General features: G+C 67.3%; 13 protein-coding genes. 8 read left to right on the top strand and 5 right to left on the bottom strand.

Annotated features, from left to right (window positions below; genetic code table 11):
• Nucleotides 1-77 precede the first annotated feature (77 nt).
• Entirely contained in the window at nucleotides 78-260 is a 183-nt protein-coding gene (locus MRS60_RS17980; protein ID WP_034179896.1) for a Flp family type IVb pilin, read from the bottom strand.
• A gap of 907 nt (nucleotides 261-1,167) precedes the next feature.
• Between MRS60_RS17980 and MRS60_RS17975 the strand changes: the two genes are divergently transcribed.
• The 6 genes from MRS60_RS17975 to MRS60_RS17950 all read left to right on the top strand — a co-directional run bounded on the left by MRS60_RS17975 (nucleotide 1,168) and on the right by MRS60_RS17950 (nucleotide 7,069).
• Entirely contained in the window at nucleotides 1,168-2,250 is a 1,083-nt protein-coding gene (locus MRS60_RS17975) for an ABC transporter substrate-binding protein (RefSeq protein WP_175748604.1), read from the top strand.
• Between the two features lie 15 nt (nucleotides 2,251-2,265).
• On the top strand, nucleotides 2,266-3,108 hold the full coding sequence (locus MRS60_RS17970) for an ABC transporter permease (protein WP_243566323.1): 843 nt from the start codon (nucleotides 2,266-2,268) through the stop codon (nucleotides 3,106-3,108).
• Between the two features lie 35 nt (nucleotides 3,109-3,143).
• Nucleotides 3,144-3,974 carry an ABC transporter permease gene (locus tag MRS60_RS17965; protein WP_243566322.1) on the top strand — a complete coding sequence of 277 codons (831 nt, stop codon included), beginning with the start codon at nucleotides 3,144-3,146 and terminating at the stop codon, nucleotides 3,972-3,974.
• A gap of 40 nt (nucleotides 3,975-4,014) precedes the next feature.
• Complete coding sequence (locus MRS60_RS17960) at nucleotides 4,015-4,860, top strand: ABC transporter ATP-binding protein (RefSeq protein ID WP_243566321.1); 846 nt, start codon at nucleotides 4,015-4,017, stop codon at nucleotides 4,858-4,860.
• 148 nt (nucleotides 4,861-5,008) lie between these two features.
• Entirely contained in the window at nucleotides 5,009-5,962 is a 954-nt protein-coding gene (locus MRS60_RS17955) for a TauD/TfdA dioxygenase family protein (protein WP_105390870.1), read from the top strand.
• Nucleotides 5,963-6,121: 159 nt separating this feature from the next.
• A complete protein-coding gene (locus tag MRS60_RS17950) occupies nucleotides 6,122-7,069 on the top strand; it encodes a TauD/TfdA dioxygenase family protein (RefSeq protein ID WP_034179902.1) in 948 nt (315 codons plus the stop codon).
• A gap of 61 nt (nucleotides 7,070-7,130) precedes the next feature.
• Here MRS60_RS17950 and MRS60_RS17945 read toward each other — a convergent pair whose 3' ends face one another.
• Complete coding sequence (locus MRS60_RS17945; protein WP_034179903.1) at nucleotides 7,131-8,792, bottom strand: ABC transporter substrate-binding protein; 1,662 nt, start codon at nucleotides 8,790-8,792, stop codon at nucleotides 7,131-7,133.
• Between the two features lie 321 nt (nucleotides 8,793-9,113).
• Here MRS60_RS17945 and MRS60_RS17940 point away from each other — a divergent pair, with 321 nt between their 5' ends.
• Both MRS60_RS17940 and MRS60_RS17935 read left to right on the top strand, forming a co-directional pair.
• Nucleotides 9,114-9,521, top strand: coding sequence for a DUF427 domain-containing protein (locus tag MRS60_RS17940; RefSeq protein WP_243566320.1), 408 nt, complete (start codon nucleotides 9,114-9,116; stop codon nucleotides 9,519-9,521).
• Between the two features lie 174 nt (nucleotides 9,522-9,695).
• The gene (locus MRS60_RS17935; protein ID WP_217590619.1) at nucleotides 9,696-10,688 is read left to right on the top strand and encodes a sulfonate ABC transporter substrate-binding protein; all 993 of its coding nucleotides are present in this window, start codon (nucleotides 9,696-9,698) and stop codon (nucleotides 10,686-10,688) included.
• Nucleotides 10,689-10,715: 27 nt separating this feature from the next.
• Here the strand turns inward: MRS60_RS17935 and MRS60_RS17930 are convergent, their stop codons facing one another.
• From MRS60_RS17930 to MRS60_RS17920, 3 genes are all read right to left on the bottom strand, one after another.
• Nucleotides 10,716-11,300 carry a putative glycolipid-binding domain-containing protein gene (locus MRS60_RS17930; RefSeq protein ID WP_243566319.1) on the bottom strand — a complete coding sequence of 195 codons (585 nt, stop codon included), beginning with the start codon at nucleotides 11,298-11,300 and terminating at the stop codon, nucleotides 10,716-10,718.
• 271 nt (nucleotides 11,301-11,571) lie between these two features.
• Nucleotides 11,572-12,957, bottom strand: a complete 1,386-nt coding sequence (gene potE / locus MRS60_RS17925) for a putrescine-ornithine antiporter (RefSeq protein ID WP_105390866.1) — start codon at nucleotides 12,955-12,957, stop codon at nucleotides 11,572-11,574.
• Between the two features lie 46 nt (nucleotides 12,958-13,003).
• Nucleotides 13,004-15,304, bottom strand: coding sequence for an Orn/Lys/Arg decarboxylase N-terminal domain-containing protein (locus MRS60_RS17920; protein WP_243566318.1), 2,301 nt, complete (start codon nucleotides 15,302-15,304; stop codon nucleotides 13,004-13,006).
• Between the last annotated feature and the right edge of the window lie 122 nt (nucleotides 15,305-15,426).

Here is a 15,426-nt window from a genome sequence, read left to right as displayed (position 1 = left end):
CATCGGCGCACCCCCGGCTGGATACGTTCTACCGCTGCGGATCCGTGTATTCGTCGGCGGCGCGCGGGTTCAGGGGATCAGATCAGGCTCGTCACCTTCGTGATCAGCGCCGTGAACACGCTCGGCAAGCCGCCGGAAGTGCTGCTGAGGATCACGCCGACCGCTGCCAGCGCGACCACGACGATGCCGGCCAGCACCGCATATTCGAGCGAGCTGACGCCGCGTTCATCACGCAGCAGGGACTTGACGTATTGCAGCATGGCAACCTCCGTGTGACGGGGTCGATGATCGACCGTTGAACGTAGAGACGCTGCATGGGTCCGGCGGCTGCATATGGCGTTCGCCCATTTGCGACTCATGCGGACCGCCCGCATGAGGCCGTTCGCATTCCCCGAAAGTCCATTCGATCGCTGCGACGCGCGGCATGCAACGACGGCATCGATCGTTTCATTCGCACATCTGTCGTGCAGCCGCGCCGGTACGACGCCGACCGCACTGATTCGTCTAGGGTATAGACAATTTTTGAGACGATTTCAAATAATTTGGCGTCGGAATGTATTTATGGATAGCACCCTGCAATGATGAAATTCATGAAGGTGTCTGTCGAAATTCTTTGTCGCGGCATTCAGACGTCGATGTAAGCATGTTAACTGTCGCGATGCGTCATTTCCCGTCTGGCGGATAACCCGTTTCCATTCGATTTTTCGGTATGCCGGATGGGCCGTGCGCACCGTTTCACGCAGCGGTTCGCGTGTGCCGGGCGGCAATTCGTTCAAGCTCCGTCCGCCAACTCGGCAAATATGACAGGTCCGGATCAGTTTTTCTGAACCGACTGATGTCGATTTCACCGCCCTGATTCGCATGCCGATCGACATGCGAATCCGCGATCTCGCAAATCCGCGATTTCGCCATTTCAGGAATTTTCCAGCCGGCGCTTGCCTGATTAGCAAGCGACGCCAATCAACATGATCGGAATCCTGAACGATTCCGCGATATATGCAAATCTGCTTTCCGTTCGCGGAACCGGCGCGCCCGGCCCCGCAAAGCGCAACCCGCAAGGCGGCGATAAGCATAGTTCAAATCGTTGTTTGTCCCGCGCCGGAAGCGTCCACCAGAATGGCTCGACGCCTCCCCGTCCGATTTCATTTTCACGCTACCCGACGCACCATGACCGATCGATTCCCGTTTCCGCTGCGCCTGCTGCGATCGCTGCTGGCGGCCACGCTGATGACACTGGCGGCCGCCGCCGCGCACGCCGACAAGCCCGCCACCATCCGCATCGGCGTCGCCCAGCAGGGCGCCGGCGATCCGCCGACCTTCGGCGGCTCCAGCGCCGCCACCGCGCAATTGCAGCAACTGGTCGAAAAGGAGTTCGCGGCCGACGGCATCAACGTGCAGTGGCTGTTCTTCAAGGGCGCGGGGCCGGCCGTCAACGAGGCGATCGCCAACAAGGCACTCGACTTCGCATACCAGGGCGACCTGCCGGCCGTGCTCGCACGCTCGAACGGGATCAAGACGCACCTGCTGCTTGCTGCGAGCGTGCGCTCGGGCGTGAAGATCGCGGTGCCGCCCGACTCCGGCATCCGTTCGATCACCGACCTGAAAGACCGCCGCGTGTCGATCTTCCGCGGCACGAACCTGCAGCTCGTCGCCGACAACGCGCTCGCGAAGAACGGCCTCGGCGAACGCGACCTGCGCGTGATCAATCTCGACGCCGCAAGCTCGCTCGCCGCGCTCGCGTCGAAAGGCATCGACGCGTCGGTGGGCGACTACCAGCTATACAAGCTGCGCGATGCGGGGCTCGCGAAGATCATCTACGAATCGCAGAACGACGGCCCGCAGTACACGCGCCAGACCCACCTGCTCGTGCTCGACGATTTCGAACGCGCGCATCCGGACATCGTGCAGCGCGTCGTCACCGCGCTGGTCAAGGGCGCGCAATGGTCGTCCGACGAGGCGAACCGCGATGCGCTGTTCAAGCTGTGGGCGAAGAGCGGCGTCCCGTATTCGTCGTGGCAGGCCGACTATGCGAACCAGCGCCTGAAGGATCGCCTGTCGCCGCTAATCGATCCGTTCCTCGTCGCGCGCTACAAGGCCGTCGCACAGGATGCGCTGAAGCTGAAGCTGATCCGCCAGCCGGTCGACGTCGACGGCTGGTTCGAGCCGAAGTATCTCGACAACGCGCTGCGTACGCTGAAGCTCGAACACTACTGGCCGCGCTACGACGCGGCCGGCAAGCCCCTTTCCTGACCCGGACCCGCCCCGATGAGCGACACCGCGATCCCGATTCAGTCGTCCGAGCCGCATGCGCTCGCCGCGCAGCCGCGCCGCGCGGCGAGCTTGAAGCGGCTGGCATGGCAGCTCGCGCCGTGGGTGCTGCCCGCGCTGCTGTTCGCGCTGTGGAGCGTCGGCAGCGCGCGCGGCTGGATCGCACCGCAGATCCTGCCGCCGCCCGAACGCGTGTACGACGCGCTCGCCGAGCTTGCGACGAGCGGCGATCTCGCACGCCACACGCTGATCAGCCTGCAGCGCGTGCTGGTCGGCTTCGCGGCCGGCTCGCTGCTCGGTTTCGCGATCGGCGTCGCGCTCGGCCTGTCGCGCACGCTGGAAGCCTATGTACTGCCGAGCTTCAACGCGCTCGTGCAGATCCCGGTGCTCGGCTGGCTGCCGTTCCTGCTGCTGCTCGTCGGCGTCGGCGAACCGCTCAAGTACCTGCTGATCGCGCATGCGGCGCTCGTCCCCGTCACGATGAGCACGCTGCAGGGGTTTCGCCAGACGCCGCCTGCGCTCGACGAAGTCGCGCGCGGGTTCGGCTACACGCGCCGGCAACGCATCGTCCACGTCGTGCTGCCGGCCGCGATCCCGACGCTCGCGACCGGCGTGCGGCTCGCTTTCACGAAGTCGTGGCTCGCGCTCGTCGTCGTCGAGCTCGTCGCGTCTTCCGAAGGGCTCGGCTACCTGATCGTGTACGGCCGGCAACTGTTCCAGCTCGATCTCGTGATGGCGGCCGTGGTCGTGGTCGGCGCGGTCGGCCTGCTGATCAACCGGCTGCTCGACGCACTCGAAGCGCGCCTGCGCCGCGGCGTGCCGTCCGCGTTCCGCGGCTGAGCCGGCCTGCCCGCCCAACCGAAGGAGACTACCCGATGCCGCACTCCGTCACGTCGACGCTCGCGCCGGCTGCCGCGCCGTCGTCCGTCGCAGCCGCCCGCCGCCTGCATGCGCCCGACTGGCGCGGCTTCGTGCTGCCGCTCGTCGCGTTCGCACTCTGGTGGGCGATCGCTTCCGCGCACCTCGTGAAAAGCGGGCTGCTCGTCGGCCCGGCCGACGTGCTGCACACCGCGTGGTCGCAGGTCACGAGCGATGCGCTCGGCCGCGCACTGTCCGCGTCGCTCGCGCGCGAAGCCTGCGGTTTCGCGATCGGCGCGACGGGCGGGCTGCTGCTCGGCATCGCGCTCGGGCTGTCGCGCATCGCCGCGCGCATCGTCGGCCCGAGCTTCGACACGTTCAAGCAGATCTCGCTGTTCGCGTGGATTCCGCTGATTTCCGTGTGGTTCGGCCTCGGCGACGTCGCCAAGGTCGTGTTCCTGTCGCTCGCCGCGCTGCTGCCCGTCGCCGCGCACACCTGCGACGGCATTCACGCGGTGCCGCGCGCGTATGTCGACGTCGCCCGCGCGCTGCGCTATTCGCGGCTCCAGCTCGTCCGCTACGTGATCCTGCCGGCCGCACTGCCGTCGATCTTCACCGGGCTGTATCTCGGCCTGATCTATTCGTGGCTCGCAACGCTCGGCGCCGAATACCTGCTCGTCGCCGGCAGCGGGATCGGCAACACGCTGATCGACGGCAGCGAGCAATTCCGGATGGATCTCGTGCTGTTCGGGATCATCGTGGTCGGCGTGACCGGCTGGGCACTGAACGCGATCGCGCGTGCGATCGAACGCAAGGTGCTGGCCCGGCGCGGCGACCTGCCGCGCTGATCTCACGCTCCTTCCCTGTCGCAACCCTCCTCGCTCCGCCATGACGACCCTCGCCTCCGACTCGCTCGACATCCTCCATGTAAGCAAGCACTACGCACAACGCGGCGCGGTGCTCGCCGTGCTCGACGACGTGTCGCTGCACGTGCGCGCCGGCGAATTCGTCACGATCGTCGGCGCGAGCGGCTGCGGCAAGTCCACGCTGCTTCGGCTGATCGCGGGGCTCGACACCGACTACACGGGCGAGATTCGCGCCGGCGACGAACGCGTGCGCGACACGTCGCTGCAGCGCGGGATCGTGTTCCAGGATCACCGGCTGTTTCCGTGGCTCACCGTCGAGCAGAACATCGGCGCCGCGCTGCGCAACGCGCCGCTCGACGCGGCCGCGAAGCAGCGAGCGGTAGCCGACCACATCGCACTCGTCGGGCTGAACGGCTTCGAGCACGCGTTTCCGAACCAGTTGTCGGGCGGGATGGCGCAGCGCGTCGCGATCGCGCGCGGCCTCGTGAACCGGCCGCGCGTGCTGCTGCTCGACGAGCCGTTCGGCGCGCTCGACGCGCAGACGCGCGCGCGGATGCAGAACGAATTGCTGCGCATCTGGGAACAGGAGCGCATCACGATGATGCTCGTCACGCACGACGTCGACGAAGCCGTCTATCTCGGCGACCGCGTCGTCACGATGGCGCCGCGCCCGGGCCGCATCGAACGGATCGTCGATGTCGCACTGCCGCGGCCGCGCCGGCGCGATTCGCCGGAATTCGCGCGGTTGCGCGATACGGTGCTCGCCGATTTCGACGATAGCGATACGCCGCGCGACGACGGCGCGGGCGGCAAGCGCATCGACACGCCGCACGCGCACCGGATCGGTGAATTCCGGCTTGCGTGGTAGACACGTGTCGCGACCGCATTGCTCAGCATGACGACACATATCGATCATCGCAGCACGCACGCTAAGGTTGTGACGATTCATCGGTTCCGGTTCCGCGCGCTCCCTGCTTGAATGGAGACTCGACCGACCCGACTCCAGGAGACTCCCGATGTCCGAAGTCCAGCACGCCGCCCACCCGTCTTCGCATGCTTCGCACGCCGCGCCGCGCACGGCCGCCGCCCCGCTCCAGCTTCGCCAGGTTGCCGGCCGGATCGGCGCCGAGATCGCCGGCGTCCGGCTGTCGGCCACGCTCGACGACGCGACGTTCGACGCGATCCAGGCCGCGCTGCTGCGCCACAAGGTGCTGTTCTTCCGTGGCCAGCACCATCTCGACGACACCGCGCAGGAAGCGTTCGCGCGCCGCTTCGGCGACACGGTCGCGCATCCGACCGTGCCGTCCGTCGACGGCAGCGCGCATCTGCTCGAACTCGATTCCGCGCACGGCGCCCGGGCGAATTCGTGGCACACCGACGTCACGTTCGTCGATGCGTACCCGAAGATCTCGATCCTGCGCGCGGTCGTGATTCCGCCGTTCGGCGGCGATACGGTGTGGGCCAACACGGCCGCCGCGTACACGCATCTTCCCGACCCGCTGCGCGCACTTGCGGACACGCTGTGGGCGATCCATACGAACGCATACGACTACGCGTCGACGCATGTGCATGCCGACGACACGCAACTGAAGCGCTACCGCGAAGTGTTCACGTCGACCGTCTACGAAACCGAGCATCCGGTCGTGCGCGTGCATCCGGAAACCGGCGAACGCACGCTCGTGCTCGGGCACTTCGTGCAGCGGCTCAAGGGGCTGTCGGCGCAGGATTCCGCGCACCTGCTGCAGGTCTTCCACGAGCACGTGACGCGTCTCGAGAACACCGTGCGCTGGAACTGGCAGGAAGGCGACGTCGCGATCTGGGACAACCGCGCGACGCAGCACTACGCGATCAACGACTACGGCGCTGCGCGCCGCGTCGTGCGCCGCGCGACCGTTCACGGCGACGTGCCGGTCGGCATCGACGGCCGCCGGAGCGTCGTGCTGAAGGGGCCGGGTGCGACGCTGCAATAACGCCCGAGTACCGCGGCGGCGCCGTTTCGTGCGCGCCGCTGCGTGTTCCGCTCCAATCGCCACCGGACACACCACCATGAACCTCCCGCCACCGCATCGACGCTTGCACGCGCAACGATGTCGGCCATCCGCCCCATTCACTTCCGCCAGGAGCGTCGCATGAGCGCCCTACCCGAACCCGCTGCCCAGCCGGTCGACGTGATCCCGCTGTCCGCCCATATCGGTGCGGAAATTCGCGGCGTCGACCTCACGCAACCGTTGACCACGCCGCAGATCGCGGCCATCCGCACCGCGCTGCTGAAATGGCGCGTCGTCTTCTTCCGCGAACAATTCCTCACGCATGACCAGCACGTCGCGTTCTCCGCGCAGTTCGGCGAGCCGACGGTCGGCCACCCGGTGTTCGGGCACGTCGATGGTCATCCAGCCGTCTATTCGATCGCGAAGCACCGCAAGGCGACGCGCTTCGAAGGCGAACCGGTGCGCCGGCCGTGGACGGGCTGGCACACCGACGTGACGGCCGCCGTGAACCCGCCGTGGGCGTCGATCCTGCGCGGCGTGACGATCCCGCCGTACGGCGGCGACACGCACTGGACCAATCTCGTACGCGCGTACGAAACGCTGTCCGCGCCGCTGCGCGGTTTCGTCGACGGCTTGCGCGGCATCCACCGCTTCACGCCGCCGGCCGGTGCGCGCGCCACCGGCGCGTTCGATGACGCGGTCGAACGCCGCCCGCTCGTGACCGAGCATCCGCTCGTCCGCGTGCATCCGGAGACCGGCGAACGTGCGCTGTACGTGAGCCCGAGCTTCCTGAAATCGATCGTCGGGCTGACGCCGCGCGAGAGCCAGGCGCTGCTCGAACTGCTGTGGGAACACGTGACGCGGCCGGAATTCACGATCCGCTTCAAATGGGAACCGCGCAGCATCGCGTTCTGGGACAACCGCGCGACCGCGCATCTCGCACCCGTCGACATCTTCGATCTCGACTTCGACCGCCAGCTCTACCGTACGACGCTCACCGGCGACGTACCGGTCGGCCCCGACGGCCGGCCATCGGTCGCGCTCGAAGGCTCGCCGGTCGAAACGGCGGCGGCCGTCGCGCTCAACTGACCGCAACCTGAACCGGCACCGGCGCGCGCGAGCGCACCGGCCCTTCGTCCATCGATCTCCGTCAATCCAGCCAGACGCCGTCGAACCGGTGCCCGCCGAGCGGCGAGAACGTCAGCCCGTGCACACGTTTCGACACCGGCAGCGACACGATCGACGTCGCGATCGGCGTGAACGGCACCTGATCCTTGAACACCACCTGCGCCTGTTCGTACAGCGCCGTGCGCTTCGCGACGTCCGCATTCGAGCGCGCCGCGCTCACCAGCTTTTCGAAATCCTGATTGCACCACTTCGCGAGGTTGCTGCCGTGCACCGCGTCGCAGCCGAGCAGCGTGCCGAGCCAGTTGTCGGGGTCGCCGTTGTCGCCCGACCAGCCGTACAGGATCGCGTCGTGCTGCCCGTCGTGCTTCGCGCGGCGGTTGTATTCGCCCCACTCGTAGCTGACGATCTTCGCGCGCACGCCGATCTTCGCCCAGTCCTGCTGGATCAGTTGCGCCATCAACTGCGCATTCGGGTTGTACGGGCGCTGCACGGGCATCGCCCACAGCGTCAGGTCGAAGCCGTTCGGGAAGCCGGCCTGCGCGAGCAGCGCCTTCGCGGCGGCCGGATCGCGCGGCGCATCCTTCAGGCGCGGGTTGTACGACCATTGCGCGGGCGGCATCGGGTTCGTCGCGATCTTCGCGTCGCCGTTGAAGACGGTCTTCACGATCGCCGTCTTGTCGATCGCGATGTCGAGCGCGCGCCGCACGTCGACGCGATCGAGCGGCGCATGTTGCGTGTTGTACGCGACGAAACCGACGTTGAAGCCCATTCCCGAGAACAGTTCCAGCTTCGGGTCGCGCCGCACCGTGTCGAGATCGGCCGGCCGCGGGAACGCCGATACCTGGCACTCGCCGGCCACCAGCTTCTGCAGGCGTGCGGCCGGATCGGGCGTGATCGCGAACACGAGCCGCGCGAGCTTCACGTCGTCCGGCTTCCAGTAGTCGGGGTTCGCTTCGTAGCGGATCAGCGCATCCTTCTGGTACGTGCGCAGCAGGAACGGCCCGGTGCCGACCGGGAACTGGTTGATGTCGGCCTCGCGATGGCGTGCCGCGAGCTGCGACGCATATTCGGCCGACAGCACCGACGCGAACGCCATCGCGAGGTTGCGCACGAACACGACGTCGGGCGTCTTCAGCACGAAGCGCACCGTGTAGTCGTCGGCCTTCTCGATGCGCTCGACGTTGCGGTCGAAGCCGAGATCGCTGAAGTACGGGAAGCTGACCGGGTAGGCCTTGCGGAACGGATCGTCGGGATCGAGCATCCGGCGGAACGTGAACACGACGTCGTCGGCCTGGAACGGCCGCGTCGGCTTGAACCATGCGGTCGTCTGGAATTTCACGCCGCGCCGCAGGTGGAACGTGATCGTGCGCTGGTCGGGCGACACGTCCCAGCTCGTCGCGAGCGACGGTTCGAGATCGAGCGTGCCGCGCCTGAACTGCACGAGTCCGTTGTAGATCGTGTACGTGCTCGCGTCGAAATCGGTGCTCGTCGTGTGCTGGCCGGGATCGAAGCCGGCCGGGCTGCCTTCGGTGCAGTACACGAGCGTCTTGCCGGCCGGCGCGGCAAGCGCCTGCGTGGCCGCGCCGGCGAGCAGCAGCGATGCAGCCACGCAACGAAGTGCAACAACGGCATGCGGTGCGCGACGCACGCGACGTGCGGCTGACGAAACGAAAGAATGCTTCATGGTGGCGGAAAGGAGGAATGAGTCATGCGAATGACGACCGCCGATCTTCGCGCGCCTCCCGCCGTTCGCTTACCAATTAATTCGACGTTGCTTATCGCCGCGGGTGCATCCCGCTGCCCGGGCATGAATATGTCCGCGCAAGCGCCGGGGCATCGCCCGGCAGATCCTTCGCGCCACGCCAAAGCACGCGACCGCGCCACCGCCTTCCGGCCCCCTGCAGATTCTCCGGAATTGGCGCATCGTATCGGCTGGCAAACGCCGGCACGGGCGCGCCGGGATCCGCCCGACGACGCCGCGCCGCCGATTCCTGGAGGACCCACGATGTCGACCCGCTCCGATACGCCCTCTCGTCCCGTCAAGTCGCCGGGCCCCGATCATCCGATCGCGATCGAGCCGCATCCGTCGCGCGTGGTGGTCACGGTGGCCGGCAAGGTCGTCGCCGATACGCGCCGCGCGCTGGCGCTGCGCGAGGCCAGCTATCCGGCCGTGCTCTACATCCCGCGCGAAGACGCCGACATGTCGCTGCTGCGCCGCACCGACCACGCGACGTACTGCCCGTACAAGGGCGACTGCGCGTACTACGCGATCCCGGCCGGCGGCGAACGCGCGACCAACGCGGTGTGGACCTACGAGCATCCGTATCCGGCCGTCGAAGCGATTCGCGGACACCTCGCGTTCTATCCGGACCGCGTCGATTCGATCGAGGAAAGCGCCGCAGACGCAGCCTGAGCGCCGCTGATTTGCATATGCGCATTCATTGGTTGGCCGCCGGCCCGCGCGGCCGTATCGTCCTGAATCCGGCGCGGGCCGGCCCGTTGCGAGCATCGCCCGCATCCGGCCCCGTCCTGCGCCGGCCGCGCCGCCTTGGCGCGCGGCCCGTGAACCCGCACGCAGGACACCCAGATGAGCGACACACCGCACGCAGACGTTGAAACGACCCCGGCGAACCCGCGCCGACGCCAATGGCTGCATGGCGCGGCCGCCGGGCTTGCCGGGCTTGCGCTCGGGCCGCTCGCGACCCTGCCCGCACGAGCCCAGGACAACGGCACGCGGCTGCGCATCGGTTTCCAGAAATACGGCAACTTCGTCGTGCTGAAGGCCCGCGGCACGCTCGAGAAGCGCCTTGCGAGCCAGGGCGTCGCGGTGCAATGGCTCGAATTCCCGGCCGGCCCGCAACTGCTCGAAGGGCTGAACGCCGGCGCGATCGACGTCGGCACGGTCGGCGAAACGCCGCCGATCTTCGCGCAGGCGGCCGGCGTCGATTTCGTCTATATCGGCAACGAGCCGCCCGCGCCGCAGGGCGAAGCGATCGTCGTGCTGCCCGATTCGCCGATCCGCAACGTCGCGCAGTTGCGCGGCAAGAAGGTCGCGTTCAACAAGGGCTCGAACGTCCACTACCTGCTCGTGAAGGCGCTGGAACATGCGGGCCTCGCGTATGCGGACATCCAGCCGATCTACCTGACGCCCGCCGACGCGCGCGCCGCGTTCGTGCAGCGCAGCGTCGATGCGTGGGTGATCTGGGATCCGTATCTGGCGGCCGCCGAACGGCAGCTCGGCGCGCGCGTGATCGCGAACGGCGAAGGGCTCGTGCGCAACACGCAGTACTACCTCGCCGCGCGCAAGTACGCGGCCGCTCACCCGCAGGTGCTGCGCGCGCTGCTCGACGAAGTCGACGCGGTCGATCGCTGGGCGCGCGACCACACGCCCGACGTCGCCGCGCAACTGTCACCGCTCGTCGGCCTCGACGCGCCGACGCTCGAAGTCGCGCTCAAGCGCGCCGGCTACGGCGTGCAGCCCGTCACCGACGCGACGGTCGCGTATCAGCAGAACATCGCCGACACGTTCAGCACGCTGAAGCTGATTCCGGGCAAGCTGACGGTCGCCAACGCGCGCTGATGTGTCGCCGATACACGATGCGACGCGTTACGGCGCAGGCGCCGCGCCGATGCGCCGCCATTCGTCGTAGTCGATGACGAGGCCGGCTTCGTCGATCGCGATATCGGCCGCATAGGTGCCGCTCTCGTAGCGATACACGTGTGGCGCCGTATGCGTATAACGCTGCTCGCCGCGCACGATGGCGAAATCCGGAAAGCGCAGCCATGCGGTATGGATCGTCGCAGCGTCGCCGACGGCCAGCGCCAGCCGCCGGATCGGCAGCGTATTGGTCGACGGGCTGAAACCGAGGTCGATGTCGGTCGCGCCCGCGAGCATCGACGCGTCGACGCCGTCGATCGTCCAGCGCCCTTCCTCGCATGCGAGGTCCAGTTGTTGCGGTGGCAACGTGCCGAGCCAGCGTGTCACGCGCGCCGAGCGCGTGAGCCAGTCGGCACCGCATGCGATCGCATAGTCGATGCGAAACGGCGCGCCGTCGATTGCACCCGACACCGAACCCGACAGATCGATTCCCGTTCGCGTCTCCGCGAGCCAGCACCATTCGGCCGCCTGCCACGTCTGCACGATCTGCCATGCGACGCATCGCGTGCGCATCGCTTCATCCTGTTGCGTCATGTCGCCGTCTCCTGTCGGTCGCGCGAATGCCGATTTTCGCTCATCGCTTCGATGAACACACGCGGCTTCGGTGACACGGTACGCTGGAGCCGGTCGTCCGCGGGACGTCAGGATTCTTCCGCGGAACGGGCTCCCCGGCTTCGTGCTCGACATACTCGTGCAAGCGCAGCGGCCGCTGCCGCCGCGCGTGCGTGCGCTCGTCGATCTACTGAAGAAGGCAATCCCGCCGCTGCTGAAGCGGCCTGTCCGTCAGCAGCAGCGAGCCCCGCCCTCACGCCTGCAGCGACTTCCCCGGTTCCTTCACGTGCGCGTCGACTTCCATCTGGTAGAAGCGCGCGCTGACGAAGCCGAACAGCGTCCAGCCCAGGAACACGCACAGGCCGCCGAGCATCAGCGCCTGCTCGCCCGAGCTGACGAGCGCATAGAAGCTGTACGCGGTGGCGACCATCGCGATCACGTTCGTCACCAGCGCCTTGGCCGGCGGCACCTTCGCGACCTTCTGGATCGTGATCAGCGCGGCCATCGACATCACGTACGGCACGAGGTTCGTGACGACCGCGAGATCGACGATCTTCTGGAACTGGCTGCTCAGCTCCGGGCTGATCGTCATCAGCGCCAGCGCGACCTGCGCGACGAGCAGGATCACCATGCCGACGATCGGCGTGCCCGTGCGCGTCGCACGCGCGAACACCGGCAGGAAGTAGCCGACGTCCGCCGAGCTCTTGAACACCTGCGCGACCGTGAACTGCCAGCCGAGCAGCGATCCGATGCACGCGATCACCATCAGCGCGGTGACGATCGTGCCGACGGTCGGCGTGAACATCGTCGCGAACGCGATGCCGAACGGCGCGTTCGACTTCGCGAGGATCGCGTTCGGCACGATCCCCGCGATCACGTTGGTCGACACGATGTAGAAGATCGCCGATGCGATCGTGCCGCCGAGCACGGCGATCGGCACGTTGCGCTCCGGGTTCTCCACCGCATCCGAGTTCGCGCACGCCGATTCGAGCCCGAGGAACGCCCACAGCGTCACCGCGATCGAACTGCCGACGGCCGGCCCGAACGACATGCCGTGCGGATTCCACGCAGCGCCCCAGGTCGCGCCGCTGAACCAGAACCAGCCGATCAGCGACACGATGACGACCGGAATGATCACGCCCCATACGGTCACCGAGCCGATCCGGCCGGTGATGCGCGAGCCGCCGAAGTTCGCGACCGTCGTCAGCACGAGCAGGAAGATCGTCCACAGGCCCGTCTGCAGCGGCGACAGCGTCGCGTCGAACAGCACGGTGCCATAGCCGACCGCCGTGACGCCGATCGCGACGTTGGCGATCACGAGCGACAGCCCGTACGTGTAGTTCGCCATGTAGTTGCCGGCCTTGCCGAACGCGTATTCCGTGTAGCCGCCCATCCCGCCCGGCTTGCGGCTCAACATCCCGCAGCGCGCGAACGCATAGGCCAGCGCGAGCGAGCCGCCGGCCGTGACGATCCACGACAGCAGCGAGATCGTGCCGACCTGCGCAAGCTTCGCCGGCAGCAGGATGATGCCGGAGCCCATCATGTTGACCGCCGTGAGGATGGTGAGCTGCCAGACGTTCATCCGGTTCTTCGCTGCGGCCGCCGGGGCCGCGGCGGACATGCTCGCTGCGTTTTCCATGATCTCGATCCTTCGATGTGATGCCGCCGCGCGGCCGGTCGCTCGTTCAGGCCGTCAGGCAGTACACGCGGTACGTGCCGTCCTCGACTTCTACGCCGTGCGTGTCGTGCGCGAAGCCCGGAAAACGGCGGTCGTACGCTTCGAGCGCCTTCAGGTAGCCGAGCACCGGGCCGCCTGCCGGCCCCGCGTTCTCGCCGGGCATCAGCAGCGGAATGCCCGGCGGATACGGCACGACGCCGGTGGCGACCGTGCGACCGGCCAGCTCGTCGAGCGTGACCTGCTCGACGCGGCCCTGCACGAGATGCTCGTATGCGCGCACCGGGCTCATCTCCGGCTTCGGCAGGATCGAGAACGCCTCCGACATCAGCCGCGTCGTGCCGAGCTGCTCCATCGCCGCGAACATCGTGTCGGCCAGGTCCTTCAGCCCCATGCCCGCATAACGTGCGCCGTGTTCCTTCGCGAGCGACGGAATCGCCATGTCGAGCGACAGGTTCGCGTCGTAGTCGCGCTTGAAGTCGCACAGCGCGCTGACGAGCGAGCCCCACTTGCCCTTCGTGATGCCGATCGAGAACAGGAACAGGATCGTGAAATCGGTCGTCTTCTCGACGACGATCCCGCGCGCATCGAGATAGGCCGTGACGACGCTCGCCGGAATGCCGACCGGCATCAGGCCGCCGGCCGGCGCGACGCCCGGCGTGACGATCGACACCTTGATCGGATCGAGCATGCAGTAGCCGTCCTCGATATTGCCGAAGCCGTGCCATTGCGCGCCGGGGCGCAGCACCCAGCACGACGGATCGCTCGCGAGCAGCTCGGGCGGCGCATCGTGGAACGGCAGCGTGCGGCCCGTGCGTGCCTCGAGCACGGTGTCGGGCTGCCAGCATTCGAAGAACCAGTCTCCCTTCGCGTCGAACTCGTTGTTCATCCGCGCGATCATCTGCCGGAATGCGACGGCCTCCTCGATCGACTCGTGCGTCAGCGCTTCGCCGCCGGGGCCGTCCATCATCGCGGCCGCGACGTCGTTCGACGCGATGATCGCGTAGTTCGGCGACGTCGACGCGTGCATCATGAACGTTTCGTTAAACTGAGCATGCGGAATCGGGCTGCGGCCGTCGCGCACGTGGATGTACGACGCTTGCGACAGTGCGGTCAGCAGCTTGTGCGTCGACTGCGTCGCGAACACCGTGGGCCGGTCCGCACGATGGTCGCGCGGGTCGCCGTGCATCGCATGGCGGTCGCGGTAGATCGGGTTGAAGCGCGCGTAGCCGTACCACGCTTCGTCGAAGTGCAGGCGGTCGACGCTCGCGCCGAGCAGTTCCTCGACGCGCGCGACGTTGTAGCAGAGGCCGTCGTAAGTCGAGTTCGTGACGATCGCGTGCTTCGGCTGGCGATCGGCAAGCCCGGCCGCGAGCGGGTTCGATGCGATCGCCTCGCGGATCGCCGCCTGCGTGAGGCGCTCGGACGCGATCGGCCCGATGATCCCGTAGCGGTTGCGCGTCGGTACCAGGTACGTCGGGATCGCGCCCGACATCGTGATCGCATGCTCGGCCGACTTGTGGCAGTTGCGGTCGCACAGCGCGATCTGGTCGCGGCTCACGCTCGCCATCAGGATGATGCGGTTCGACGTCGACGAGCCGTTCGTCACGTGATACGTGCGATGCGCACCGAACACGCGCGCCGCGTAGCGCTCGCTTTCGCCGATCGGGCCCGAGTGGTCGAGCAGCGAGCCGAGTTCGCCGACCGAGATCGACAGGTCGGAGCGGAACAGCGATTCGCCGAAGTATTCGAAGAACGCGCGGCCGACCGGCGACTTCAGGAAGCCCGTGCCGCCCGTGTGGCCGGGCGTATGCCACGAGTATTCGTAGACGCGCGAGAACTTCGCGAGCGCGCCGAACATCGGCGGCAGCACGGTCGAGCGATAGCGTTCGATCGCCGCGTGGATGCGCCCGCCGATGAAGTCGGCCGTATCCTCGAGCAGCCACACGAAATCGTCGACCTGGCCCATGACCGCGGACGGCACCGACGACGCGACGCTGCGGTCGGCCAGCAGGAAGATCGGCACGTTGGCGTTGCGATGCCGGATCGCTTCGACCACCGCCTCGGACGGCCCGTGGCCATCCACGCCGAGATCCCAGTCGAGCAGCACGCACTGGATCGACGGATCGGAACGGATCAGCATGATCGCATCGTCGGCGGATGTCGCCGTGAGCACGTCGATGTCGCGTTGCGCGAGCTCCGCGCTCAGTGTGCGGACCGCGCGCCCGGTCGCCGTTTCCTGCGCGATTTCGTCGTCGACCAGCAGCGCACGCATGCCGAGACGACGAACGCCTCCGGTGGATGTATTCATGATGTTGCCCTCGCTGTTCCGATGCTTCGTTGGTGTTGTTCGTCTCACGAGCACGCGGACAGCAGGCCACGGTCGGCGACATGAGACGCTCGCAATTCCGGTTTGATTCGCCATCCGATTCG

It is taken from the genome of Burkholderia pyrrocinia (assembly GCF_022809715.1).
GTDB classification, from domain to species: domain Bacteria; phylum Pseudomonadota; class Gammaproteobacteria; order Burkholderiales; family Burkholderiaceae; genus Burkholderia; species Burkholderia pyrrocinia_C.
This window is presented reverse-complemented; position numbering and strand designations above follow the sequence as displayed.

Excerpts from the sequence above, each read along its gene's own strand:
- MRS60_RS17940 (WP_243566320.1), top strand. The coding sequence starts at position 9,114 with ATGTCGACCCGCTCCGATACGCCCTCTCGTCCCGTCAAGTCGCCGGGC.
- MRS60_RS17950 (WP_034179902.1), top strand. The coding sequence starts at position 6,122 with ATGAGCGCCCTACCCGAACCCGCTGCCCAGCCGGTCGACGTGATCCCG.
- MRS60_RS17965 (WP_243566322.1), top strand. The coding sequence starts at position 3,144 with ATGCCGCACTCCGTCACGTCGACGCTCGCGCCGGCTGCCGCGCCGTCG.
- MRS60_RS17980 (WP_034179896.1), bottom strand. The coding sequence starts at position 260 with ATGCTGCAATACGTCAAGTCCCTGCTGCGTGATGAACGCGGCGTCAGC.
- MRS60_RS17975 (WP_175748604.1), top strand. The coding sequence starts at position 1,168 with ATGACCGATCGATTCCCGTTTCCGCTGCGCCTGCTGCGATCGCTGCTG.
- MRS60_RS17955 (WP_105390870.1), top strand. The coding sequence starts at position 5,009 with ATGTCCGAAGTCCAGCACGCCGCCCACCCGTCTTCGCATGCTTCGCAC.
- MRS60_RS17945 (WP_034179903.1), bottom strand. The coding sequence starts at position 8,792 with ATGAAGCATTCTTTCGTTTCGTCAGCCGCACGTCGCGTGCGTCGCGCA.
- MRS60_RS17935 (WP_217590619.1), top strand. The coding sequence starts at position 9,696 with ATGAGCGACACACCGCACGCAGACGTTGAAACGACCCCGGCGAACCCG.
- MRS60_RS17920 (WP_243566318.1), bottom strand. The coding sequence starts at position 15,304 with ATGAATACATCCACCGGAGGCGTTCGTCGTCTCGGCATGCGTGCGCTG.
- MRS60_RS17960 (WP_243566321.1), top strand. The coding sequence starts at position 4,015 with ATGACGACCCTCGCCTCCGACTCGCTCGACATCCTCCATGTAAGCAAG.
- MRS60_RS17930 (WP_243566319.1), bottom strand. The coding sequence starts at position 11,300 with ATGACGCAACAGGATGAAGCGATGCGCACGCGATGCGTCGCATGGCAG.
- potE (WP_105390866.1), bottom strand. The coding sequence starts at position 12,957 with ATGGAAAACGCAGCGAGCATGTCCGCCGCGGCCCCGGCGGCCGCAGCG.
- MRS60_RS17970 (WP_243566323.1), top strand. The coding sequence starts at position 2,266 with ATGAGCGACACCGCGATCCCGATTCAGTCGTCCGAGCCGCATGCGCTC.